Consider the following 24,474-nt stretch of genomic DNA (forward strand, 5'->3'; position numbering starts at 1 on the left):
ACTATACTCTTATAAACACATAATAATAAAAATTAATATTAATTTGATATTAAGTGGTTATACTAATGCATGAATACTTATAAAAACTTTGTAAAATATTTTACTACTGGCATGATTTCAAGTGTAGCTTTTTTTAGCAATAACATGTCCTCAAACGATTATAATACACAAAAAATAAAAGAAAATGCCCTTGTACTCATCCCTATTTACCTTATACCTTTTGCGATTATCTGGGGATTGTTTTATATTTATTTAGACCACTCGGTTCCCGCAATAATTCCGTTTAGCTATTCACTAATATCTCTACTGAATCTATGGTCTTTTAAAAAGACAAAAAACATAGCTCTTTTTCAAAATATACAAACTACTCTTATACTTCTGTTTCCATTTTTTCTTATGTGGGTTCTAGGCGGTTTTGCGCTGGGAAGTTTTGTTTTTATATGGGCTTTTTTTGCACCGATTTCAGCCTTGATTTACAATAGCAAAAACGAAGCACTCTACTGGTTTTACGCATTTATTGCTCTTATAGTTTTTTCAACTATTATAGACGAGAGTCTTTTAAGTTCTCATACAACCTTTATGCCTCAAATAGCGGTGGAGATGTTTTTTCTTTTAAATATTACACTAGGGCTGTCAGGTATTTACTTTTTAATTCGATATTATATAAATGAAAATGAAAGAAGTACGCATGAAGCTCTTAAAAAAGAGCATATAGAGTTACAAAAACGCTCGCAAGAACTACATGAGGCAAATAAAAAACTAGAGTACCACGCCAATCATGATTCACTTACAGCTTTACCAAACAGATATTACCTAAGAGAACATCTCGGCCACAAGTTAGCACACGCAAAAAGAAATAAATACAGCGTTGCTCTTTTATTTATGGACTTGGACGGTTTTAAAGGGGTAAATGATAATTTAGGACATGCTACGGGAGACCAAGTACTCAAAGATGTTTCTTTTAGACTAAAATCTCTGCTTAGAGAAGAGGATGAAATCTCAAGATTAGGCGGTGATGAGTTTGCGATTGTTATAGGTGACCTTAAAGATATAAGCTATGTTGAGATGATTGCAAAGCGTATCATAGATGAAATTAACCGTGATTACGATTACCTACCAAATAGTTCACAAATAGGTGTAAGTATCGGCATTAGTCTTTTTCCAAAAAATGCAGATGATATTGACACTCTGATAAACAATGCGGATAAAGCTATGTACGAGGTAAAACAAGCTTCTAAAAATGCTTATTTGTTTTATAATAAAGCTATGCATAGCAGCAGTTAACACAAGTATAGTATACTTTAGACAAAATTATATACTATCAAGGAAATGAAGTGTTAAAGTCAATCTTACTAATATCTCTAAGCACTCTGCTTTTTGCAAAATACACAAACTGCGAATTTAAAAATGAAAACTATACAGAAATATGCCAAAAAGCGGTAAAAAACGGTGTCTCATATAAATATGCCAATGAATTTTTACTCTCATATTTTAAGACGAAAAAATTTGATGAGGTAAGTTATAAATATCTTCAACCGAGATTTATCAAAGCTCATAAAAAAAATGAGAAAAAAGCCAACAATGTACTTGTCAAATATATACCCGATATGGTAACTCATCTAAAAAAATATAAAGAGGTGTATGATTATGCGGAGAAAAAATACGGTGTAAACCGCGAGATAATAGCTGCTATCTTAATAAAAGAGACCAGACTCGGCAAGATAAAACCTACTCATGATGCCTTTATAGTATTTAACACTTTAGTCGTACGAACCAAACCAAATTCTAGCCGTGAAAAGTGGCTGCTAAATATGGGTAAGACAAATATGACCTCTATCATCGTCCACTGTTATAAAAAGGGGGTAACTCCTGAGCAATGTAATCTGCCAAGCTCTTATGCAGGAGCTGTAGGGATACCGCAGTTTATGCCAAACAGTTTTGTTTATGCGGAGGGCTATAAAACAGAAGTGGCAGATCTAACAAAGATGGAAGATGCCATTGTGTCAGCAAGCAAATTCTTACATAAAAAAGCAAATTTCTCAGTGTTGATTGATTGGAGTATTATGCCTGATATTCCAAGCATAGAATCTGAGTGGTATGATTATGAGTTCGAAAATGACGACGCTTCATTCGTTTATGCCCAAAGTAAAAAATCAAACAAAGTCTATGATTGTTTTACATGTGAAAAACCGGAATTAACATACCTTAGGGAATATAGCAAAAAACTTATGCGTTATAACAACTCATCTAACTATGCTGTGGGCGTAATGCGTCTGGCATACGATGCACATAAAAGTCTCAATAAGTAAATAAGTTTATTTTTTTGCTACATACTTATAATACAATAAACACCAGCCATTAGGATCGATAGAGCCTTCCACTAATTTACATTCATTGGTTTCTGGGAGAAAATGTATACAATCAATGCACTTTTGCGAATCTTTTGGTGTATCTTGATAAGCTATCTTATTTTGAGCAATTTTAGCCAGTAGTGGAGTAGTACCCCAAGTAACTAAACCGAGTAAAGCCATATATTTAAAAAACGCTCTTCTTGTAGAAATTCTCATCACAACTCCTTTTTAAAATAATTCGTATTACTATACTCTAGTGGATTTTACTTAAGCATATAATAAATTATTATAATTAGTCTTAGTTAATCATGGCTTTTAAAGTGTGTGATTCATTTGGTTTAATTATTCTGGCATCATCAAAAGCATTTGCAGATTCTATGCAGACCATACCTTCATAAGAACTAGGTTTCATAGCGCTCATTCTCTTGCATTTGTCTACCCATGGATTCCAAACAACTACAGAAGATGAACCTTCATTTTGTATCTTGATTGTTCTATTTTTGTCTATTAGCAATATTTTTCCATAGACATCTTGATAAACTCTATCAATCTCTCTATTAAAAATTATATCTCCGTCTTGTATTTTTTCTTTCATACTCAAAGCATCAAAATACGGCTTTTTATCAAGACCTTTTACTCTGACATGTGAAATATGCGAAATATCAAAATAGGTGTGCAGAGCCTGCGTAATAAGAAATGCTTTATCATCAAGATTTGTAGTTTTTAACTCCACAGTAAGAGTATCTGAAACTATTACATGTAACTCCAGCTCAAATCTATGCGGCCACAGTTTTAAACTCTCAGGTGTGTGAGAAAGTGAAAAAGTAACTTCTGTTGAGTTGGCATCTGTCTCATTGGTATTTTTTAGCTTCCACATAGCAGTTCTTGCAAAACCATGCTGAGGCAGGCTTTCATCTTTAGGCATACGCCCTGAAGGAAGTGCCCTTGGGGTACCAAACCATGGCCAACAAACCGGAATACCACCGCGAATAGACTTCATATGCTCAAAGTCGCTACTCTCGCTAAGCCACAAAACAGGGTTGCCGTAATGTCTTTTATACTCAAAAATATGTGCGCCTTGAAGTGCTATCTTGGCTGTCGCTGAAGTGTTTTTTATTTCTATGTACTCAAAACCGTTAATGAGCTTTTTGTGCTCTATCACCACTTTTGCCAAACTGTAATTTTGTGCCATTTAAAAGCATAAAAGAGTATAAAGACATAAGAGATTATACCTAGTAAGTATGTTGATTGCATATCGCCGCTTACAGATGAGATCTTACCAAAAATAAGAGGCATTATCGCTCCACCTGCAATACCCATAATAAGCAGAGCGCTCCCTTGTGCTGTATACTTTCCAAGACCTTCCAATGCAAGCGGCCAGATGGTAGGCCACACAAGAGCATTTGCAAAGCCTAAAAGCGCAACAAAGGTTACGGTATTTGGAAGTGTCGGTATGCCCATCCATCCCCATAATATTTCTGAGATAAAGAAGCTGTCTGCCGATGAAGATACAACACCAATCAAAAACAAAATCCCAAAAAGAGCAGAGCCTATAAGTGCTTTTTCTTGTGAAAGATACTTAGGTATAAAAGCTACACCGACCAAGTAGCCCGCAACCATAAATACCATAGTGTAAGAGGTAAGTGCAGTGGAGTTACCCACACCAAGATACTGTCCATAAAGCCCTATGGTATCTCCGGCTATAACTTCAATACCAACATAAAAGAAAAGTGCGACAGCACCTAAAACAACGCGAGGAAACTGGAAAATACTATTTTTATCCAAAAGAACTTCTTTTTCAAATTCTAGTTCAGGGAGCGATGAAAACTTAACAAGAGCTACAAGTCCCGCTAAAACAATAGCCATAATAATATAAGGAGTTATGAGTCTAGATGAGAGAGCCTCTTTTTCAAACGCCGATAGATTTTCTAAAGAACCAATATCTGAAAGGATAAGAGCTGTAAAAAGAAGAGGCACGATTACTCCTGCACCTTTATTTATAAGTCCCATTATACTTATTCTCATGGCAGCGCTCTCTATGGGTCCTATACAAACCACATAAGGATTTGATGCGGTTTGAAGTATGGTTAGTCCTGTTCCAAGTGTAAAAAGTGCAAGTAAAAACAGCATGAAGCTTGCGCTTATTGCAGCCGGTATAAAAAGAAGACTACCAACAACCATAACAGCCAAACCAAGAGCCATGCCATCTTTGTAGCCTGTTTTCTCCAGCACATAAGACATTGGCAGCGCCATAACGGTATATGCTATATAAAAAACGAAAGTTACAAAAAGAGCTTGAAAGTCGTTAAGATCACATATAACTTTCAAAAAAGGTATAAGTGATCCATTTAACCATGTTACAAATCCAAATATAAAGAACAAGATTCCTATAATTACCATAGGTAACATCGTTGTCTTAGTGTCCATTACTTATGCCCTTTAAATATTTCGCAACTGCATCTTCATCGTTAGTATGTGGCAGTATTATATCCGCAGCTTTTTTTACGCTCTCTTGAGCATTTGCAACTGCAATAGCGTTGCCTGCAAGTTCAAACATTCCTAAATCGTTAAAATTATCACCAAACACACTAAGGTTTGAGAGGTCAAAATCGGCATATTCACTTATGCTTTTAATCCCGTGAGATTTATCTGCATCTTTATGTAAGACAGTTAAAAAGTAGCAGCCTGCGTAAACTTCCGGTGCTAAAATATACTTCAATATATCTCCAAAAGTCTTTTTGAAATGCTCAGCAATTTCGCTTAATTGTTTTTGCTCTGCAAAATACACAATTTTAAAGTTTTCATCCATTGTACGAAGATTTTTATGTTGATGGTGGTGATTGTCATTTTTATAATTTTTAATAATCTCTTTTTGATATGAATTTAAAGTAGTAGAGTATAAAAAAGACTCACTTAAGTCCTTATCAGCCAAAGAGAGTACAAAAGGGTATATGCCAAATTTTGCACCTTCATCTATGATAGCATCGCCTAGTTCTTTGTTTATAAACTTTGTGTCAATTATCTTCTTATCCATAGTTGCTATCAGGGCACCGTCAAGAAGTATCATCGGTGCATTGATATGAATATCTTTTAAAAATTGTGCTGTTTTTTTGTATGTTCTTGCCGTTGCAACACTTACAATAGAATCAATTCCGACACTGTTCCAAACTTCTCTAGTAAAGGAGCTTACCGATAAATCTGTTCGCAGAAATGTGTGGTCAAGATCTGTTATATATACTTTTTTCATTTTATTTCAACTTACATGTCATCATTTTCTCGACCAAAATTCGCCCAATTTCGACCTTAGTATCAACTACAGATGTAATATTTAAATCTTCTAAATTCTTTTTATCTTCTAAAGTCGCTACTTTTACAATAAGGTTAACATTTTTAGTATGTTTAAGTACCGCTTCACAAACTGCTCTTTTTTTATCAATATTGTCCAAAGTCACTATTACGGCAGCTGAGGCACTTGCATGAATGGCTTCTAAAAGAGAGAGCTTGGACATATCTCCCAGATATGCCTCTTTACCCTCATGCAAAGCTTCTTGAACATGTTTTGGTGAATTATCGATTATCACATATGGAGCATTTATCGTATCTAAGTTTTTTGCTACAAACTTACCTATAATACTATACCCGCACACAATCACATGATTCTTTCTTGAAATAAAATCCGAAGTGTCTAAGCCCAGATATTCATGATGTGTTATACGGCTGACAAACTTGTTTATCTTAGAGATAAAAAATGGTGTAACGACCATAGATAAAATAACTATAAGAACAAACAGAGACTCTAGCTCTTTATCAAGCAATCCTCCCATGCTTGCAACTGCAAATATAACAAAAGAGAACTCTCCTACCTGAGAAAGTGCCAGAGCTGTTTTAAGTGATAGCATATGCGAAGATGTAATTCTGAGTAAAAGATATATGATTATGGTTTTGAGTATTAAAACAAGTACAAATATCCCTACTATTGCTCCAATGTTGTTTACAAGAAAAAGAATATCTACTTTCATTCCCACAACAATAAAAAATGTACCTAGAAGTATGTCTTTAAATGGTGCAATATCCGATTCCACCTTATGATGGTACTTTGTCTCGGCTATAATCATACCAGCTACAAAAGCACCGAGCGAATATGTAAAGCCCATTACCGAAGCCAATAGTGAAGCACTAATAACGATAAACAAAACGGAGGCCATAAAAAGTTCATCGACTTCACTTGAAGCTGAGAAGTGCAATAACCAAGTCATAACTCTTTTACCAACGACAAACATCAGTAAAATAATTATGACAGCACTTACAAAAGTGTCTCTTAAAATCATTCCAACTGAGCTATCGCCATTGCTGGTTAAAAACCCCAAAAGAATTAAAATCGGGATAACCGCAATATCCTGAAATATGAGTATTCCTGTCGCACGCTGACCGTAAGGGTTGTATATCTCTTTTGAACTTTTGAGATAACTTAGCACAACTGCCGTGGAAGAGAGGGCAAAAGCCAAAGAGAGTATAAGAGCCGAGATAGACTCAAGGTCAAAAATATAATGACTAATAGCATAAACAACCAAAGCTGTAAAACCAACCTGCATAAAGCCGTTAAAAAATATCTCCGTTTTCATGCTGTTCATTTTTGCCAGAGATATCTCAAGTCCAATAGTAAACATTAAAAAGACTATACCAAACTCGCCAATATGCTCAAGCATTGATGAATCAGTCATATCTCTTAAATCAAATGCATAGACTATGATGGTACCAGTCAAGATATAGCCTATGATCTGCGAAACACCAAGACGCTTTAAAAAAAGGTTTAATACTGTCGAGACACCTAGTGCCATAACTATATAAAGAAGTGCAGAATCCATTAATATACTTTCCGTAAACAATTTAATTAAAGTATTATATACTATTAAGCTTATCAAAAAGTCAAGTTATATTTATTATATTGATGTACAATAAGTGTATGATAAATTTTCTTGTTAATTGCACAAAATCATTTACATTGAAATTAATGCTACTTATGTCAACTATTACTTTGGTTGTTGCTTTAATGATTACCCACAACTTTCACATTGGCTACGACATGACATCAAAGTATACTCCGCTCATTGAAGCAGCCGCAGAAATCAAACTAGAAACTACAACAGCTCATCTTCGGCTTGAGGAGATATTAAACGCAGAGAAGCAAAAAGACATCGACAAGGTCATAAAAAATATCGATAATGCAATCTGGTACACAAATGCCATTATCCATGGTGGAGACAATCATGAGAGAACATTTTTAGCCATAGACAATAAAGTACTGGAAATAAAACCAAAATCTATTTTAGATAAACTTAAAAAATTTCAAAAATTCACGAAGCTAAGATATGAAAACCTTAACGATTTTCATGCCGACAGTGAAATACTCAAAGAGTATGATACTGTGTTTAAAGAGCTTATCGCAGAAGTATACACTATAGAAAATGAACTGCAAAAAACTATACTTTCCGAGCTCAAAGCATATAAAATAACATACTTTCTCACTCTGCTTGCTCTTCTTGTTTTTCTATTTATAATCTCATTACTGTTGACCCGTTATGAAAAAAGACTTCAAGAGATGTCTGTAACTGACCCATTAACAAAGCTTTACAATCGTTTATACATGGAAAATATTTTTGAGGCTGAATTACAAAGAGCAAAAAGATACCAACAAACTTTTTCAATAATATTCATGGATATTGATCACTTCAAACTGGTTAACGACGATTTTGGCCATGATGTGGGCGATATTGTTCTAGTTGAAGTTGCCAATATTATCAAATCAAACATTAGAAGTACAGATATTATGGCTAGATGGGGAGGAGAAGAGTTCATCATACTATGTCCTGAGACAGACTTGCAATCAGCAAAAATCTTATCAGAAAAATTACGAAAAACCGTAGAGTCACATGCTATAAAACCTGTTGGTCATAAGACATGCAGCTTCGGTGTTTCACAGTATTCTACTCAAGATGACTCTATTAAACGCACCATAAAACGGGCTGATGACGCACTTTACGAGGCCAAAGAGAGTGGACGAAACAAAGTTGTTGCCAAATAGTTTTTGACAATAATAAAAGATAGCTCTTTGTAACTTACAGGGCTATACAGATTTTAAGAGATTCTATATTATAATCGCGTCATTATTTATATATGGAGTCAAAATGACCAAATACATTTTTGTTACCGGTGGGGTTTTAAGTTCTCTTGGAAAAGGGATTACAGCTGCTAGTGTTGGTACTCTTCTTAAGCACTCTGGTAAAAAAGTGGGCATGCTGAAAATAGATCCATATATCAATGTCGACCCAGGAACTATGAGTCCACTGGAACATGGTGAAGTCTTTGTTACAAAAGATGGCGCAGAGACTGACCTTGACATCGGAAACTATGAGAGATTTTTAGACTCTTCTTACTTAAAGTCAAGTAACTTTACTACCGGCCAGGTTTACTCAAGCGTTATCGAGCGTGAACGAAGCGGCGGCTATCTTGGACAGACTATTCAGGTTGTTCCACATATCGTTGGCGAGATTGTAAACCGCATAAAACTCGCGGGTAAAGGTCATGAGATACTTGTTGTTGAGCTTGGCGGAACTGTCGGAGACATAGAAGGTCTTCCTTTCATGGAAGCAATTCGTCAAATGAAACATGATGAAGAAGTTGCCGGAACATTTTTTATACATGTAACTCTTATCCCGTTCATAAAAGCCGCAGGTGAGCTTAAATCTAAGCCGACTCAGCACTCTGTCCAAGAACTTCGCCGTATCGGTATCACTCCTCAGATGATAATTGCAAGAAGCGAGAATGCACTTCCAAAAACATTCAAAAAGAAACTTGCGATGAGCTGTGATGTTTCACAAGACTCGGTAATAGAAGCACTTGATGCAGCGACTATTTATGATATCCCTGTTACATTTTTAAGACAAAACATTTTAACTCCTATATCAAAAGCCCTAGAGCTTGGTGAACTTAATCCAGATATGGAAGAGTGGGATTCTCTGGTTAAAAAAATTGTTCAACCCAAGAACAAGATAGTTGTCGGCTTTGTTGGAAAATATCTTGAACTTAAAGAGGCTTACAAATCTTTAACTGAATCACTTATTCATTGTGGTGCTCACTTGGATACTCGGGTTGAAATCAATTGGGTAGACTCTGAAGAGATAGAAGAAAGAGGTGCCGAGGCGCTTCTTGGTGACTGTGATTCTGTTTTAGTTGCCGGAGGTTTTGGTTCTCGCGGTGTTGAGGGAAAAATACAAGCTATTGAGTATGCCCGTGTAAATAAAGTTCCATATCTAGGTATCTGCCTTGGTATGCAGCTTACGCTTGTTGAATATGCAAGAAATGTACTTGGCTTAGAGGGTGCTAACTCTATTGAGTTTGACGAAAATACTCCTCATCCAATGGTCTATCTAATCGACAACTTCCTTGACCAAAGCGGAGGGGTGCAATTAAGAACTCATACTTCTCCTATGGGTGGAACTTTAAGACTTGGAGAATATCCGTGTGATACAAAAGAGGGTTCAATAATCAGAAAAGCATACAACGGCGAGAAAACTATATATGAGAGACACCGCCACCGCTATGAAGCCAACCCTGCTTACCGTGAACAGTTAGAAAAAGCTGGAATGATAGTAACAGGCGAATCTAATGGACTTATAGAAACTGTTGAGATAAAAGATCATCCTTGGTTTTTAGGTGTTCAGTTTCACCCTGAGTTTACATCAAGACTTCAAACTCCAAACCCATCTATACTAGCTTTCGTAAAAGCATCATTGTGTGCTGAATAATATAAACATTTTAAACAAGGCAGCTCTCTTTGAGCTGCTCTCTCTTAGATTTGACGGCGAAAACGGTGTGCCCTTTGGGTACAAAAAGCTCTCTCAGATCCCTAACCCTGCCCTGCTTCAAGATGCTGACAAAGCTGCCAAAAAAATAGCCGATGCTATAAAACAAAACAAAAAGATAACCCTTGTCGGTGATTATGATGTAGATGGCGTTAGTTCAACTGCAATAATGGTTGATTTTTTTAGACAAATTCCCTATCCGCTTGAAGCTATCATCCCAAATCGTTTCAATGACGGCTACGGTGTAAGCCCTACAGTTTTACAAAGAGTTGATGCTGATTTAGTCATTACTGTTGACAATGGCATATCTGCTGTTGAGGCTGCTGAGATATGCAAGCAAAAAGGGATAGAGTTAATCATAACAGACCATCATACTCCATCAGAAGTTTTGCCTGAAGCTTATGCGATAGTTGATCCAAAGCTTTCTACATGTAGTTATCCTTTTAAAGAGATTTGTGGGGCGCAGGTCGCTTGGTTGCTTCTGGGACTTGTAAAAAAAGAACTGAAACTCTCTATTGATATGAAACAGTTTTTAGACATACTGGCTATAGCTATAATTGCAGATATTATGCCTCTCATAGATATTAACAGAACTCTTGTAATAGAAGGTTTGAAAGTTTTGATGAGTTCAAGCAGACCTGCTTGTGTAGTCATAAGAGACTTTTTAAATAAATCTATTATCACCTCAGAAGATATAGGTTTTCAGATTGCACCTCGCATAAATGCAGCAGGAAGACTTGAAGATGCCGGCATCGCTTTAGAGTTTTTTACAGCTGCAGATATGCACCAAGCATATAAACAGTTTGAAAAACTAAACTCTCTTAATGAGCTTAGACGTGAAACCGAAGCTGATACAACTGCACAAGCGCTCTCTTGTGGAAATGAAAATGACACCGTAATTGTTGTAGCTAATGAAGATTGGCATGAAGGTGTAGTCGGTATTGTAGCGGCAAGATTGGTAGATCATTTTTGTAAACCGGCAATTGTACTTAGCTGTGAAAACGGTGTAGCCAAAGGCAGTGCTAGAAGTATTGGAAATGTAAGTATTTATAAACTTATAAAAGAAAATGAAAAATATCTGACAAAATTTGGCGGTCATAAAATGGCAGCCGGACTTGGTCTCTTAGAAGAAGATATTGATGCTTTTAGAGCCGCTATAAACAAATCTGCATCTGCACTGCATCCGGATGATTTTATGCCATCAGAAGAAATAATCGGCGTAATGCCAAGTGATGAAATAGATTTGGAACTTTTAAATATACTGGATAGCTTTGAGCCTTACGGTGAAGCAAACTCTCGACCTCTTTTTTTAATACAAGATGCTAATATAATTGAAATAAAACTATTTGGAAAAGATAAATCTCATACCAAAATTATTGTTAGACAATTTACTCACGAAAGAAAAACTATAGAATTGATTTTGTTTAAAAAAGTTCTACAAATGCCTAAAAACAAAAAACTAACATGTAGTTATAGGGTCACTAAAAATGAATTCAACAATAGAGTATCAGCTCAACTTATTATAAATAAAATATACAATTATTAAATAAAGACTTTTCTACTAAAATCAAGCTTCAACTAACCAACAATATAGATAAAATAGCATATAACACCCAAAAACAGTAATGTTTAAAACTTTCTTAAGCCACAAAGATGTAAAATTGATAACTTTATCACAAAAAAAGGGAAATCATGAAAAAAAATGAGATTTTAGAAGAGATTTTAAATGAAGTTGATAAGCATCCGGAGATTATGTCTCGTCGTGACGCTTTAAAGTATTTAACAATATCTCCATTAGCAGCATCTGTTTTAGCAAGTGCTACGGTAGGCGCATCTTCTGCAAGTGCAGCATCTGCAGATGTTAGCGGTAAAATTGTTATTGTAGGTGGTGGTTTAGCTGGTATGAGTACAGCAGCTCGTCTTAACAACTCTATCAGCAATGCTGACATTACTGTAATTGAGCCGGATCCAATATCTGTTTCTTACCAGCCTGGTCAAACTTTAATCGGTGCCGGTGTTTGGGAACTGTCAGATATTATATACAAAAGAGATGAGTTCGTACCAAAAGGTGTTAAACTAATCAAAGGTACAGTTACTAATATTGATGCTAAAAACAACAAGGTTACTGTTGATGGAAGTCAAGAAGTTTCTTATGACCAACTAGTTGTTGCAACTGGTATCAACCTTAACTACGGAGCTATCAAAGGTCTTGAGGGTGAAATCACTTCAGCTGGTACAGACAATGCAGCTACTAAGAAAACTATCACTCAAGATGGTCTTCACTCAATTTACTTCCAAGATGGTGCTGTTGCAACATGGAAAGGTATCCAAGAGTTAATTGAAAAAGCAAAATCTCATAAAGGTCCGGGAAAACTTCAAGCAATATTTACTCACCCAAGAGGACCATTAAAATGTGGTGGTGCTCCTAAGAAAATCATGTATTTAACTCATGCTCGTTTAGAAGAAGCCGGTGTTCGTGACAAAGTTGAACTGACTTTCTATCCAAATGGCGGCGGTATGTTTGGTATCAAAGATTACCACACGGCAATTCTTAAACAGTTTGAAGCAAGAGATTTCAAATGGAACTATCAACATAATCTGGTTGCAGTAGATACAGCTACTAAAACTGCTACTTTCGACAAATGGAAAATGGTAGAAAAAGAGTTCTTAGATGAGATGGATGAGCCTTATATGAAAAAAGTGGAGGTTTCTGAGCCTGTAGAAGTTAAGTATGATTTCATGCATGTAACACCTCCAATGAAAGCTCCGGATGTTGTCGGTAAATCAGAAATCGGTTCTCAAGGTCCAGGCTGGGTAACAGTTAACAAAGAGACTCTACAATCATCTTTCTTCCCTAATGTATGGTCTCTAGGTGATGTTGCCGGTGTTCCAATGGGTAAAACCGGTGGTTCTGCTCGTAAACAATACAAAGTTGTTGTTGATAACATGATTTCAGTAATGAGCGGTAAAGAGCCTACTGCTAAATATGATGGATATACAGTTTGTCCACTTATTACAAGTATCGGTACTGTTATGCTAGCTGAGTTTAACTGGGCTTCTAAAGAGCCAGGTTCTGGTGAAAATGCTGCGTCATTCCCACTTGACCCGACTCAAGAGAGATGGATTTGGTGGTTATTAAAAGTTTACGCTCTTAAACCAATGACAATCCACGGTATGCTTTCAGGTAAAGCATAATATATCTCGTAGAATCTGAATTTATTTAGATTCTACTTAGTCACGCTTTTTGACTAAATTTACATTCCCCTTTATAAACTACAAATAGGAAACAAAATGAAAAAAATCACTCTTTTAATCACAATGGCAATGCTATTTTCTTTATCGCTAAACGCATGGACTTTAGGCAAACTTGGAGATTTTAAATTTGAAAAAGTAAATGCTAATGTTTGGGTAATGCACGGTCCTGTAATGATGCCCAATAAAGAAAATGGTGGATTTATGAATAATCCTGCACTTATTGAAAGCGAAAACGGCCTTATAATAGTAGATCCGGGCGGTAACTATAATGTAGGCAAGGAAATACTTAAAGAAGTAGAAAAAGTAAGTAAAAAACCGGTTATTGCTATATTTAATACACACAAGCACGGCGACCACTGGTTTGCAAACAAAAACTTTCAAGAAAAATATCCTGATGTTAAGATTTATGCATTAGCATATATGATAGAAAAAGTTAAAGAAAGCTCAGCAGACCTATGGTACGGAATCCTTGACAGACTGACAGGTAACTTAGCTGGAACGAACAATCCTTTTGCTTTTCCAAATACCGGTGTTGACCATAAAGAGACTGTTGTAGTTGACGGTCAAACTTTTATTATGCGTCATCCGGCACGCGGTCATACAGATACGGACCTTTTAATAGAGCATGTTAACTCTAAAACACTTTTCTTAGGTGATAACCTCATGAAAGGTCGCTTTGGTGCTTTTGATGAATCGTCAAGCATTTACGCCAACATAGAGATACTTGAAAATGTTATAAATAAAAAAGACGGTTACGGTGATTATAAACTATATGTTCCTGGTCATGGTCCTTCAGGTGCTCTACATGAAACTCTAGACCCATTCTTAAAGTACATGAAGATAGTTGTACAAGGAGCTGAAAAAGCTTATGAAGAAGGGATGGAGAGTTATGAGATTAAACCCGAAGTTATGGAGAATTTAAAAGATTTTCACAGCTGGGATGATATCGAAGGTCAGATGGGTAAACACCTGATGAAAGCTTACTCTGAAGTTGAAGCCAGAGATATGTAACACCATTTTGAGTCACGATTCGTGGCTCAACCCTCTATTTTCAACACTACAATTTCAGCCAAAATACTAGATTTATTATCTATAATATCCCATGTCTTATATACAAAAACATCTTACAGCAAAATCCGATATTGAGCAGTTAAAGGTTATTGATAGCTCTCTTGTTGCATATAGCACAAAAGAACATGGGATTGAGATATTTAATTGTGACAACAACAGACTTATAAGCAATATTACCCATAAATATTTAAACATAGATGCAAAAGTATCGGCATTTAGTCCAGATGGCAAGATGTTTGCATTTGTAAATAATCAAACTATTTATGTATTGGATATACAAACCAGAAATACTATTCAGATGACAGAGACAGATAATGAAGAGATAAGCATTATTGGTTTTGACGCATCGTCAAAGTATATTATTGCAGGAACCAAAGATGCAAGAGTGCTTCAATACAGATATGATTCTTCAACTCTCTTAGCGAGACTGTGCTCATTTTCGTATACAGAGTCTCATGAGAATCAAGTAAATTCCTTTGCCTTTTATGCTCACTATGCTGCGTGTGGCGATAATAATGGGAACATTTGCATAATAGACCTGCACTTGCAAACAAACATATGTAGCATTGAGCATAGCAAAAGCTCTATATGTGCTTTGTGTTTTTTAGATGAAAACACTATAGTGAGCGCCAATAAAGCTGGAGAAGTTTACATAACACCTTTGCATGATGTGAAAAATCACAAAAGAGTAAGCACTCCTCTTTCATCAATAAAACAGATTATTATTATGCAAAATCCAGACTATGTAATGCTTGTAGGAGATAGCAATATTATCTCTATAGTAGATATAAAAAAATATAAAATTGTACATAGCAAGTACATTGAACTTAAAACGAAGATAAGCAAAGTAGCTCTCATAGACGACTTTTACTTGATAATTGCCTTGCAAAACAATGAAATTATAAATATAGAACTTCCCAACAATGCAAAACTAAAATCACTCATTATCAGCAACTCTATTGAAGAAGCATATCAGCTTGTTGCTCAAGAGCCTATGCTAAACGGTTCAAGTGCTTATATTATGCTTGAAGAGAGGTTTGAAAATGATTATTTGAGAGCTACAAAGGCACTAATAAATAATAATGAAGCGCAGGCAAGCCTTGTTTTGGAAATCTATAAAAATATAAACTCTAAAAAATCACAAATAAAAGATTTATTTGATGCATTTAAAAGCTACCCTAGATTTCAAGAAATAATTTTTGACAAAAAGTATGCTCTTGCATATGCCATGGCATCAAAATTTCCAGCTCTAAAGCAGACAAAAGAGTATGAAAAAATAGAATCTCTTTTCAAAACTGCTTTTACAAATGCACAAAAAGCAATTTTAAAAGGTGATATGGACAAAGCTAAAGAGTTTCTACATGAATATATGACAGTTATCTCCAAAAAACCAATCATAAAGCTTGTTCTAACGCAAAATAGAGAGTTTATTGATTTTTTAAAAGCAATACAGAGTAAAGACTTTAAAAAAATATATGAACTCATAGATACTAATGAACTTTTTGCACAATTGCCAAATTATACTTCACTAATGAATGAGATAGATACTAAACTAAAAGATATAGAACAAGAGATAAATATGTCTCACACAACAACTACAAGAGAAGAGCTAGCAACATTTAGGGGAGTTCCACATATAAAAGACAAAATTGAGTATCTATATGGCCAATATAGGCTTATGCAAGAGCTTCGCAATGCTTATAACAAAGATGATTTCAAATCCTGCTACACACTTTTGGATTTACACAACTCACTAAAGCTCAGTGAACTAGGAATTCTTTTAGAAAAACACTGGACAAAACTGATGTTAAAATGTGAAGAATACGCGTTAAACGGCAATATAAAAAATATTAAAAAAACCCTTGGTGAGCTTATTGACCTGCCTACAAGATATAACAGAACCGGCAATCTAATCAGAACAAGCTTCCATGTCAGAATAAAGCAACTACTAAAAAAGAAGAACTTTACCGGTGCTGAAGCGATCATATACTCTTATATTGATGTTTTTGGTCTTGACAGCGAGGTGGTAAAATCTATGAAGAAGTTTGAAAAAAGTTCAACTCGCAAGCTTGCAATAACACAAACTCAGCAAGATAGACCTCCAAGAGACAGCTGGATTGATTCTGATATTATTAAGAGTCACTCATAAGACTTATAAGAGTCTCTGAAGTCTCTTCAAATGGGCTTATAAATGTAGAGCCTTGAATCAAAAACCTCTCCATCTTTTCTTTTTTATCCATAGCTTCGTCCAACTGAGAATCACTGCCTTTTGAGTAAGCACCGATGCGTATAAGAACTTCATTCTCTTTTAGAAGTGTATAGAGCCTTCTAAATTTCATTACAGCTTTAAACTGATCGATTGAGATTATATCGTTCATAACCCTAGAGGCAGAATTTAATATGTGAACGGGAGGATATATGCCAAAGTCAGTCAGCTCGCGTGAAAGTACAATATGCCCATCTAAAATGGAACGGGATTGATCAGCGATAGGGTCACTCATGTCGTCACCCTCGATAAGAACCGTAAAAAAGGCTGTAATAGAACCTTTGCCTTTTTCTTTTCCGGCACGCTCCATAAGTTGCGGCAGAAGTGTCAGAGATGATGGCGGATAACCTTTTGAAGTCGGCGGCTCACCAAGAGCCAGACCTATCTCTCTTTGAGCCATAGCAAACCTTGTAACCGAGTCCATGATAAAAAGCACATCTAAGCCTTGGTCTTTAAAAAACTCAGCAACACTCATGGCCGCGAATGCGCCATACTTTCTCATCAAAGGAGAATCATCCGAAGTCGCTACGATTATTACAGTATTAGTCAAATCTCCTCCAAGATTTTTCTCTATGAATTCCGGAACCTCGCGACCACGCTCACCAATAAGTGCTACAACTTTAATGGGTGCATCAGAGCCTCTTACAATCATGCCCATAAGAGTAGACTTCCCTACTCCGCTTCCTGCGAAAATGCCTAACTTTTGACCTTTTCCACATGTCAAAAGTCCATCAATACTTTTAACGCCCACGCTAAAGACTTCATCTATCATTCCGCGCTTCATTGCGGCAATAGGAGCTTTTATGATTGGTAAAATTGTTGTGTTGTTTATGTTGCCTTTGCCATCTATAGGTCTCATAAATGGGTCAACAACCCGTCCGAGCAGCGATTCGCCTACTGGTATGTTTAGACCCGTCTGATCCAAAAAAACTTTATCGCCAGAACAAAAACCCTCAACAAAACTAAAAGGGGTTATAAAAAATGTAGGTCCGTCTATCTCTGTAACCATCCCCATTGTCTCTTGGTTAGTTGCATTTGAAACAATTTTCACCATATCGCTTATACTGACTTTTAAACCATTTGCAGTGATGACCGTAGCATTTATCTTAACAACTTCACCAAATGCCAGTGAGTGGTTTTTAGCTGAGATTCTTTCTTTTAATGATGCAAAAGGCATGATGGTTTAGTAGCGTGTGCCGGTAGGGGAGTTGATAAGAGAGAAAAACTCACTTCTTGTTTTCTCATCTTTTTTAAACAGACCACGAAGAGCTGATGATGTTGTAGTAGAGTTTATCTTCTCTACACCTCTCATCTCCATGCACATGTGGCGAGCCTGAATTACAACTGCTACACCCTTTGGTTCGATAGTATCCATGATGGCATCAGCTATCTGTTCGGTTAACTGTTCTTGAATCTGCATACGGCGCGCAAAAACATTTACAACACGAGGAATTTTAGAAAGACCTACAACTTTCCCATCCGGAATATAAGCTACATGTACTCTTCCGATAATGGGTAAAAGATGATGTTCACATGTAGAGTAGAATTCTATGTCTTTTAAAAGCACCATCTCATCATTTGAGCTAGTAAATAGTGCAGATTTAAGAATCTCTCTTGGGTCTTCTTTGTATCCGCCAAAAATAAATTCATGAGCTTTTCTAACTCTTTGTGGAGTTTTTAAAAGTCCTTCTCTGCTTGGGTCTTCCCCGACATGAAGCATCATGTTTTTTACAGCATTTTCAAATTCTAAATCTTTATTTTGTGACAATTTTTTGCCTTTTAGAGTTTTTATAGTGATAGAGTATCAATAAATAGCTGAGAGGTTTATATATGGAAGAAATTAACATGTAGAAAATTCTACATGTTAATGCATTTTGACATTTTACCTACTGTACAAATACATGTGGAACAATAAGTGGATATTTTTTCATTTTTCTATAGATATGTTTTCTTACAACTTGGCGAAGATCATTCTCTAAAGCTCTTGGGTTTTCTATTAGCCCGTCTTTTATATGTAATAAAAAGTGTTCTATAACATCTTCAATCTCTTTTGCAAAGAATTTATCTTGCTTATCGGCCACCAAACCAAATGTAGTAACTAGCGGCTTAGATAACATTTTAGAGTGTTGTCCATCAACTTGGGCAACAATCATAACAATACCGTCAGTAGCCAGTTTCTGTCTATCTATAACGATATCATCATCTATTTTATGATTGTTTTGATTATCAATATATGTCTTACCGGTTCTTACCGACTTAACTTTTCTCATATATTTTGGAGCCACTTCTACAGTATCGCCATCATTCATAATATAAATATTACGCTCAGGAACACCACAAATCATACCCGTCTCTTTATGTCTCATTACATGATTATACTCACCGTGGATAGGTAAAAAGAATTTAGGATTAACAAGGCGAAGCATAAGCTTTTGCTCTTCTATAGAAGCGTGACCTGATACATGTATATCTTTTTCTCTAGAAATACTAGCACCGGCACGCTGTAAGTGGTTTAACATTCCTGAGATTGAACCCTCATTTCCTGGAATAGCACGAGATGAAAGAACAATTAAATCTGTTGGCTTAATCTTTACATGCCTGTGTTCACCGATTGACATTCTAAATAGTGCTGAACTAGGCTCACCTTGTGAACCTGTAGTAACTATAAGAACATCTTTATCGTTCATACCAGAGATCTGATCCGGTTCGACAAAAATAGTTTTTGGCAGCTTTATATAGTCATACTGCATAGCGATTTCAATGTTTCTTTCCATCGAACGACCAATTACACAAACTTTACGATTATATTTTACACCATACTGAATAGCTTGAAAAACACGATGTATGTTAGACGAGAAAGTAGATAAGATTACTCTACCTTCAGCTTTTGCAAATACTCTGTCAAGTGCCGGTGCAACACTTAACTCAGATGGAGTAGGTTGTGGATTGTAAGAGTTAGTAGAGTCACTTAAAAGAGCGAGAACACCTTTGTCACCATAGTAAGCGAGTCTATGTAAGTCTGCCGTATAGCCATCTACCGGAGAATGGTCAATCTTAAAGTCACCCGTGTGGATAATTGTACCGGCATCAGTAGTAATTGCTAAAGAAGAACTATCTAAAATAGAGTGAGTCATATGCATCCACTCAATTTTAAAGTCATTTCCTATCTCATAAATCTTTCTTTTTACAATTGGATTAAAATGCTTTCTAGCCTCTTTGATATGATGCTCGTCAAACTTGTTACCAATCATTGCAAGCGGCAGAGGTGAAGCATATATAGGAAATTGCATCTCTTTATAAAGATATGGCATTGCACCGATATGATCTTCATGTGAGTGAGTAATTACTACCGCTTTAATCTTATCTTTAATCTCTCTGATATAAGTAAAATCAGGTACCAGTATATCAACACCGTGCATATCTTCATCTGGAAAACTCATACCGACATCAACTAAAATTGCTTCATTTTCTGTTTCAAATACTGTAATGTTTCCACCGATTTCACCAAGCCCGCCAAGCGGTGTGATACGGATTTTTGCTTTTGAGTTTAAATCTAATTTATAGTGAGGATTTAGTCTTTGTTTCTGTGCTTCTTGGTTGATACCAACAAATTTTTTAAGATTTTCATCTACCGGTGTACTTTGACGACGACGCCCTCTTCCTCCACCTTTATTTTTGTTAGGGTTATTGCCGCCCTGAGGCTTGCCACTGTTGTTGTTACGATTCTGATTATTATTTGGTCTACGATTTTGATTAGGTCTTGTTTCTTCTTTTTTATTACCGTTTACTGCTGGTTTAACACCTTCTTGAGTGTTACCTTTATTGTCTTGCATCCAAACTCCTTGTTTATCTTTTATATTATTTTTTTATAGAGTTGGTGATAGTCACTAGTTGAGAGTTGATGAGGACGAATTGTCTGTGTAAATTCTAGTTCATTAAAAACTTCTTGAAGTATCTCTTTATCATAAATCACCGATAGATTTTTCATAAGAGTTTTGCGAGGCTGCTTAAATGCAACTCTAAGCATGCCCTCAAAATTCTCATCACTTCTATCAGTTCTTTTTTCAATCAAGAATACAGCTGAGTCTATTTTTGGCGGTGGTTCAAAAGCGGTTGGTGGAACCTGCACAACAATATGCGCCTCTCCTACACTTTGAGTTATTACACCCAAAGACCCAAATACCTTTTCACCCTCTGTTGCACAAAATTTCTCTGCCACTTCAAGCTGTACCATTACAAGTATATTTTTACATTTTGGATCTGCGAGTGCTTTTAAGATTATATTTGTTGCGATGTAGTAAGGCAAGTTTGCCACTAAATCGTAATCTTCATCTACTAAACTACTCTGCCAAGTTTCAAGAACATCGCCGCAATTTATATGCAGCTGCTTGGTTGCGATCTCTTTATCAAATTTTTTTTGTAACAGTTTACACAAATCGGTATCGACCTCAAAAGCTTCTACACTTTTGACATCTACTAAATATTTAGTTAAATCACCTAAGCCAGGCCCAATTTCAACGATTTTATTATCATTATTGGGCATCGCTTCGACGATTTTTTGTAAAACAGTCTCATCTTTTAAGAAATTTTGTCCAAACTTCTTTTTTGCTACAATTTTATCCATTAGCGGACAGTGTATTATAATTTTGCTTATAATTAGTTAATATCAATAAGAAATATTAATATTTATATCACATCTTGAGCTTTATTATTTCAAAATATCTATGATTATAACAATAGATAATAATAATTATTGATACTACAATAAATATCACATTACTTTTTTTAATGTAGCTAAAATGATATTTCATTTGAAATATCTATCTTGTTTGCAAAAACTAAAATGAAAATATTTGTTTCACATGAAACATTTAATTTCTTTTATAGCAACTAATATGAAAATACTTATGAAACAAGTGTTTTCATTATTATTCCGTTTTAGCTGCATTAAATAAACTTACATGTAAATAGGCACAATAAAAACAATAACCTAAATATAAGCCGCAAAGTGTATAATTGCACTAAATTATAAGAGGCTCTCAACTACCATGAACTATTTTGCTAAAAGAATTATCCCTTGTCTAGATGTTAAAGATGGTCGTGTTGTAAAAGGGGTAAACTTTGTCGGGCTTAGAGATGCCGGTGATCCTGTTGAAGTTGCAAAGAGATACAACCAAGAGGGTGCGGATGAACTTACTTTTTTGGATATTACAGCTTCAAGCGATAACCGTGATACAATTGTAGATATCGTAGCTCAAGTGGCGAAAGAAGTTTTTATACCTCTTACAGTCGGTGGCGGCATTAGAAAGCTTGATGACATATATAAACTCTTAAATGTAGGCTGTGACAAAGTAAGCGTTAACTCTGCAGCGATAAAAAGACCCGAGCTAATAGACGAGGGTGCAAAACGCTTTGGTTCACAGTGTATTGTCACTGCGATTGATGTTAAAAAAACCGGTGACAGATACAATGTTTACTTAAATGGCGGACGAGTTGACACCGGTATAGATGCCGTAGAATGGGCTAAAGAAGTCGTAGAAAGAGGAAGCGGTGAAATACTTCTGACTTCAATGGATGCAGATGGTACAAAAGCAGGGTTTGAGCTAAATATTACTCAGCAGATAAGTAGAGCTGTAAATGTTCCCGTTATCGCAAGTGGCGGAGCAGGGACAATGCAACATATTAAAGAAGCCTTTGAACACGGTGCCGATGCTGCACTTGCCGCGAGTATTTTTCACTATAAAGAGATAGATATTATGGATTTAAAACATTATCTTCATGACAACAACATACCTGTAAGACTTTAGAGCATCAAGATGCGAGGGCTCTCTGCCGAAGAGAACCAAGCGTTAGCGTAGATAAAGGAATTACTTCCTTTATCGTTAGAAAAGGGATAAATGGTTCCCTTAAATTTATAAAATAAATTAAAGGAGAAATATGATTATTTGCGCCGGAAATAATGAAACTTTTGATTTTGCACAACCAACAGGGGTTGGCTTAATCGAAACAGCAATGAACCTTACAAGACTTTGTCTCTTTGACAAACCTGAGTTTTTACTGTTTGTCGGTTCTGCAGGTAGTTATGGCAGTTCACAAATATTTGACATTGTTGAGTCAAAAACAGCTTCAAATATTGAACTTGGATTTTTAAATAATGACGCTTACACTCCTTTGGATAATGTAATTTCCACTAACATAGATAGCCAAAAAAAAGATGTTATAGTCAATTCTTCGAACTATGTTTCCACAAATGAGGAGCTAACAAAAAAGTTTTTAAAACTTGGTGTAGGCATAGAAAACATGGAATTTTTCGCGGTTTTGAAAATAGCGCAAGAGTTTGATATTCCTGCTGGGGGTGTATTTTGTATAACTAACTATACTAACAAAGATGCTCATGATGATTTTATGAAAAATCATGAAAAGGCAAAAGAACTTTTAACTCTACATGTTAAAAAAAGAATCAAGGAATTGACAGCAAAATGAAGCCATCACTTCTAGACTTTACGCAGAAAGAACTTTTGTCTCAAATAAAACCTGCTTTTAGAGTAAAACAGATATTTGGCTGGCTTTATCATAACTATGCATCTGACTTTGATGATATGAAAAATATTCCCAAAGCTCTCAAAGAAGAACTTTCTCAAAAATATATAGTAGACCCTCTAAAAATAGTAAATAAAGAAGAATCAAGTGATGGGACCATAAAGTACCTATTTGAGCTTCAAGATGGCAAAACAATGGAAGCTGTATGGCTTAAAATGAAAGAAACGCAGTTAGATGATAAGGGCGAAGTGATTCAAGAAGCAAAATACACTATCTGTGTTTCTACTCAAGTAGGATGTAAAGTAGGGTGTACATTCTGTTTAACTGCAAAAGGTGGCTTTACAAGAGACTTGACTGCCGGAGAGATAGTAGCTCAAGTTGTTGCACTAAAACGAGATAACGACCATAAACACAATAGAAAAATCAACATTGTCTATATGGGCATGGGCGAACCGCTAGACAACCTAGATAATCTTGCAAAAGCTATAGAGATATATAAAGAAGAAGAGGGCTTATGTATATCCGGTAAACGACAAACAGTCTCTACAAGTGGTTTGAGCAATAAAATAGACCAATTAGGCAAGATGGACTTAGGTGTTCATATCGCTATATCGCTACATGCTGTTGATGATGAGCTACGCACTGAGCTTATACCTATGAATAAAGCCCACAATATTTCTTCTATTATAGAAGCGGTTAAACGCTTTCCAATTGATACCAGAAAAAGAGTTATGTTTGAATACTTAGTCATTAAAGATAAAAATGATGATATAGCCTCTGCTAAGAAGCTCGTAAAGCTACTAACAGATATCAAGGCGAAGGTTAACCTCATATACTTCAATCCTTATCCTGGTACGACTTACGATAGACCTACAAGAGCTGATATGGTAGCTTTCCAAGAGTATTTAGTCAATCATGGCTTATTATGTACTATAAGAGACTCTAAAGGCATAGATATCAGTGCAGCATGCGGTCAATTAAAAGAACAAACAGAACAAGGTGAAATAAAATGAGCTATATAGAGATATTTCAAATAGTTTTTTTAATAGTTGTATTTGCAGTTGGCTTGATTGGTTTTATAAAAGCTGCTACAAATGATGATACAGGTGATGACAAGAAACAGTAGTAC

At 35.7% G+C, this 24,474-nt stretch carries 20 protein-coding genes; 11 read left to right on the forward strand and 9 right to left on the reverse strand.

Annotated elements, in window-relative coordinates:
• The first annotated feature begins 69 nt into the window (after window positions 1-69).
• Together OQK60_RS10655 and OQK60_RS10660 are read left to right on the forward strand one after the other, a co-directional pair.
• Window positions 70-1,284, forward strand: coding sequence for a GGDEF domain-containing protein (locus OQK60_RS10655; RefSeq protein ID WP_297686861.1), 1,215 nt, complete (start codon window positions 70-72; stop codon window positions 1,282-1,284).
• Window positions 1,285-1,334: 50 nt separating this feature from the next.
• A complete protein-coding gene (locus tag OQK60_RS10660; RefSeq protein ID WP_297686863.1) occupies window positions 1,335-2,309 on the forward strand; it encodes a lytic murein transglycosylase in 975 nt (324 codons plus the stop codon).
• A 6-nt stretch (window positions 2,310-2,315) separates the two neighbouring features.
• On the opposite strand, the gene OQK60_RS10665 is transcribed toward OQK60_RS10660, so the two are convergent.
• The 5 genes from OQK60_RS10665 to OQK60_RS10685 all read right to left on the reverse strand — a co-directional run bounded on the left by OQK60_RS10665 (window position 2,316) and on the right by OQK60_RS10685 (window position 7,216).
• The gene (locus tag OQK60_RS10665) at window positions 2,316-2,567 is read right to left on the reverse strand and encodes an iron oxidase oxidoreductase (RefSeq protein ID WP_297686865.1); all 252 of its coding nucleotides are present in this window, start codon (window positions 2,565-2,567) and stop codon (window positions 2,316-2,318) included.
• An 82-nt stretch (window positions 2,568-2,649) separates the two neighbouring features.
• Entirely contained in the window at window positions 2,650-3,543 is an 894-nt protein-coding gene (locus tag OQK60_RS10670; RefSeq protein ID WP_297686867.1) for a D-hexose-6-phosphate mutarotase, read from the reverse strand.
• Complete coding sequence (locus tag OQK60_RS10675; RefSeq protein ID WP_297686869.1) at window positions 3,510-4,778, reverse strand: sugar MFS transporter; 1,269 nt, start codon at window positions 4,776-4,778, stop codon at window positions 3,510-3,512. Before OQK60_RS10675 ends, OQK60_RS10670 begins: the two co-directional genes overlap by 34 nt.
• The gene (locus tag OQK60_RS10680) at window positions 4,768-5,598 is read right to left on the reverse strand and encodes an HAD-IIB family hydrolase (protein ID WP_297686871.1); all 831 of its coding nucleotides are present in this window, start codon (window positions 5,596-5,598) and stop codon (window positions 4,768-4,770) included. Before OQK60_RS10680 ends, OQK60_RS10675 begins: the two co-directional genes overlap by 11 nt.
• A 1-nt stretch (window position 5,599) precedes the next feature.
• Window positions 5,600-7,216, reverse strand: a complete 1,617-nt coding sequence (locus OQK60_RS10685) for a cation:proton antiporter (protein ID WP_297686873.1) — start codon at window positions 7,214-7,216, stop codon at window positions 5,600-5,602.
• Window positions 7,217-7,371: 155 nt separating this feature from the next.
• On the opposite strand from OQK60_RS10685, the gene OQK60_RS10690 reads away from it, so the two are divergent.
• From OQK60_RS10690 to OQK60_RS10715, 6 genes are all read left to right on the forward strand, one after another.
• The gene (locus OQK60_RS10690) at window positions 7,372-8,433 is read left to right on the forward strand and encodes a GGDEF domain-containing protein (RefSeq protein WP_297686875.1); all 1,062 of its coding nucleotides are present in this window, start codon (window positions 7,372-7,374) and stop codon (window positions 8,431-8,433) included.
• A gap of 103 nt (window positions 8,434-8,536) precedes the next feature.
• Window positions 8,537-10,156 (forward strand): CTP synthase, encoded by a 1,620-nt coding sequence (locus OQK60_RS10695; protein ID WP_297686876.1) that lies wholly within the window; start codon window positions 8,537-8,539, stop codon window positions 10,154-10,156.
• Window positions 10,146-11,759, forward strand: coding sequence for a single-stranded-DNA-specific exonuclease RecJ (gene recJ, locus OQK60_RS10700; RefSeq protein ID WP_297686878.1), 1,614 nt, complete (start codon window positions 10,146-10,148; stop codon window positions 11,757-11,759). The genes OQK60_RS10695 and recJ overlap by 11 nt, the downstream gene beginning before the upstream one ends.
• A 146-nt stretch (window positions 11,760-11,905) precedes the next feature.
• Entirely contained in the window at window positions 11,906-13,408 is a 1,503-nt protein-coding gene (locus tag OQK60_RS10705; RefSeq protein WP_297686880.1) for an FAD/NAD(P)-binding oxidoreductase, read from the forward strand.
• Between the two features lie 96 nt (window positions 13,409-13,504).
• Entirely contained in the window at window positions 13,505-14,479 is a 975-nt protein-coding gene (locus OQK60_RS10710) for an MBL fold metallo-hydrolase (protein WP_297686882.1), read from the forward strand.
• A 91-nt stretch (window positions 14,480-14,570) separates the two neighbouring features.
• Window positions 14,571-16,688, forward strand: a complete 2,118-nt coding sequence (locus tag OQK60_RS10715) for a WD40 repeat domain-containing protein (protein ID WP_297686884.1) — start codon at window positions 14,571-14,573, stop codon at window positions 16,686-16,688.
• Here the strand turns inward: OQK60_RS10715 and fliI are convergent.
• The 4 genes from fliI to rsmA form a co-directional block, all read right to left on the reverse strand.
• Complete coding sequence (fliI, locus tag OQK60_RS10720; RefSeq protein WP_297686887.1) at window positions 16,672-17,982, reverse strand: flagellar protein export ATPase FliI; 1,311 nt, start codon at window positions 17,980-17,982, stop codon at window positions 16,672-16,674. The two genes, OQK60_RS10715 and fliI, sit on opposite strands and share 17 nt — an antisense overlap.
• A 6-nt stretch (window positions 17,983-17,988) precedes the next feature.
• Entirely contained in the window at window positions 17,989-18,573 is a 585-nt protein-coding gene (gene folE / locus OQK60_RS10725) for a GTP cyclohydrolase I FolE (protein WP_297686889.1), read from the reverse strand.
• 118 nt (window positions 18,574-18,691) lie between these two features.
• Window positions 18,692-20,638, reverse strand: a complete 1,947-nt coding sequence (locus OQK60_RS10730) for a ribonuclease J (protein WP_297686891.1) — start codon at window positions 20,636-20,638, stop codon at window positions 18,692-18,694.
• A 20-nt stretch (window positions 20,639-20,658) separates the two neighbouring features.
• Window positions 20,659-21,429 (reverse strand): 16S rRNA (adenine(1518)-N(6)/adenine(1519)-N(6))-dimethyltransferase RsmA, encoded by a 771-nt coding sequence (rsmA, locus tag OQK60_RS10735; RefSeq protein ID WP_297686893.1) that lies wholly within the window; start codon window positions 21,427-21,429, stop codon window positions 20,659-20,661.
• Window positions 21,430-21,853: 424 nt separating this feature from the next.
• Here rsmA and hisF point away from each other — a divergent pair, with 424 nt between their 5' ends.
• The 3 genes from hisF (at window position 21,854) to rlmN (ending at window position 24,358) form a co-directional block, all read left to right on the forward strand.
• Window positions 21,854-22,612 carry an imidazole glycerol phosphate synthase subunit HisF gene (hisF, locus tag OQK60_RS10740; protein ID WP_297686895.1) on the forward strand — a complete coding sequence of 253 codons (759 nt, stop codon included), beginning with the start codon at window positions 21,854-21,856 and terminating at the stop codon, window positions 22,610-22,612.
• 130 nt (window positions 22,613-22,742) lie between these two features.
• Complete coding sequence (locus tag OQK60_RS10745; protein WP_297686897.1) at window positions 22,743-23,288, forward strand: purine-nucleoside phosphorylase; 546 nt, start codon at window positions 22,743-22,745, stop codon at window positions 23,286-23,288.
• Complete coding sequence (rlmN, locus tag OQK60_RS10750; protein ID WP_297686899.1) at window positions 23,285-24,358, forward strand: 23S rRNA (adenine(2503)-C(2))-methyltransferase RlmN; 1,074 nt, start codon at window positions 23,285-23,287, stop codon at window positions 24,356-24,358. Before OQK60_RS10745 ends, rlmN begins: the two co-directional genes overlap by 4 nt.
• Window positions 24,359-24,474: the final 116 nt, after the last annotated feature.

Source organism: Sulfurimonas sp., from assembly GCF_026196735.1.
GTDB lineage: Bacteria > Campylobacterota > Campylobacteria > Campylobacterales > Sulfurimonadaceae > Sulfurimonas.